The organism is Planococcus sp. APC 3906 (assembly GCF_030407685.1).
Classification (GTDB): Bacteria; Bacillota; Bacilli; order Bacillales_A; family Planococcaceae; genus Planococcus; species Planococcus koreensis.
On the sequence record NZ_JASDCW010000072.1, the window covers coordinates 1 to 1062 of the forward strand.

General features: G+C 53.1%; 9 tRNA genes and 1 rRNA gene. All 10 read left to right on the forward strand.

Features of this window, described 5'->3' with window-relative positions:
• The first annotated feature begins 9 nt into the window (after positions 1 to 9).
• Positions 10 to 125: ribosomal RNA gene (rrf, locus tag QMA09_RS17030) — 5S ribosomal RNA — on the forward strand.
• Positions 126 to 134: 9 nt separating this feature from the next.
• Positions 135 to 210: transfer RNA gene (locus QMA09_RS17035), tRNA-Val, on the forward strand.
• Positions 211 to 218: 8 nt separating this feature from the next.
• A tRNA-Thr gene (locus QMA09_RS17040) sits at positions 219 to 294 on the forward strand.
• Between the two features lie 10 nt (positions 295 to 304).
• Positions 305 to 380 (forward strand) — tRNA-Lys (locus QMA09_RS17045).
• Between the two features lie 23 nt (positions 381 to 403).
• Positions 404 to 488: transfer RNA gene (locus QMA09_RS17050), tRNA-Leu, on the forward strand.
• A 5-nt stretch (positions 489 to 493) separates the two neighbouring features.
• Positions 494 to 568: transfer RNA gene (locus QMA09_RS17055), tRNA-Gly, on the forward strand.
• Positions 569 to 593: 25 nt separating this feature from the next.
• Positions 594 to 682, forward strand: a tRNA-Leu gene (locus QMA09_RS17060).
• 22 nt (positions 683 to 704) lie between these two features.
• A tRNA-Arg gene (locus QMA09_RS17065) sits at positions 705 to 781 on the forward strand.
• 24 nt (positions 782 to 805) lie between these two features.
• A tRNA-Pro gene (locus QMA09_RS17070) sits at positions 806 to 882 on the forward strand.
• Positions 883 to 888: 6 nt separating this feature from the next.
• Positions 889 to 964: transfer RNA gene (locus QMA09_RS17075), tRNA-Ala, on the forward strand.
• The last annotated feature ends 98 nt before the right edge of the window (positions 965 to 1062 follow it).

Consider the following 1062-nt stretch of genomic DNA (forward strand, 5'->3'; position numbering starts at 1 on the left):
AAAAAATAGTCCAGTGATGATGGCAAAGAGGCCACACCCGTTCCCATCCCGAACACGGAAGTTAAGCTCTTTTGCGCCGATGGTAGTTGGGGGTTTCCCCCTGTGAGAGTAGGACGTCGCTGGGCATACATACCGGAGGATTAGCTCAGCTGGGAGAGCATCTGCCTTACAAGCAGAGGGTCGGCGGTTCGATCCCGTCATCCTCCACCATTTTTTTCGCCGGAGTAGCTCAGTTGGTAGAGCAACTGACTTGTAATCAGTAGGTCGAGGGTTCGACTCCTTTCTCCGGCACCACTTCTTGTTTGAGCCATTAGCTCAGTTGGTAGAGCATCTGACTTTTAATCAGAGGGTCGAAGGTTCGAATCCTTCATGGCTCACCATTTTTTTACAACTTCATTGCCACGCGGGTGTGGCGGAACTGGCAGACGCACTAGACTTAGGATCTAGCGCCTTCGGGCGTGGGGGTTCGACTCCCTTCACCCGCACCATTTTTGCGGAAGTAGTTCAGTGGTAGAACGCCACCTTGCCAAGGTGGAGGTCGCGAGTTCGAACCTCGTCTTCCGCTCCATTTTTTTGCACAGATGCCGACCCTAGCCGGGGTGGCGGAACTGGCAGACGCACAGGACTTAAAATCCTGCGGTAGGTGACTACCGTACCGGTTCGATTCCGGTCCTCGGCACCATTATTATTGCAAAAATTCATACGCGCCCGTAGCTCAATTGGATAGAGTACTTGACTACGAATCAAGCGGTTAGAGGTTCGAGTCCTCTCGGGCGCGCCATATTTTTTACACTCAGCATTAACTCGGGAAGTAGCTCAGCTTGGTAGAGCACTTGGTTTGGGACCAAGGGGTCGCAGGTTCGAATCCTGTCTTCCCGACCACTTCATGGGGCCTTAGCTCAGCTGGGAGAGCGCCTGCCTTGCACGCAGGAGGTCAGCGGTTCGATCCCGCTAGGCTCCACCATTTTTTGATATTTGAACCTTGAAAACTGAACAGCAAAACGTCAACAACACGCAACGGCCGCGCAAAACGGCCCGCGCAAAACTTACTGATCAGCCTTG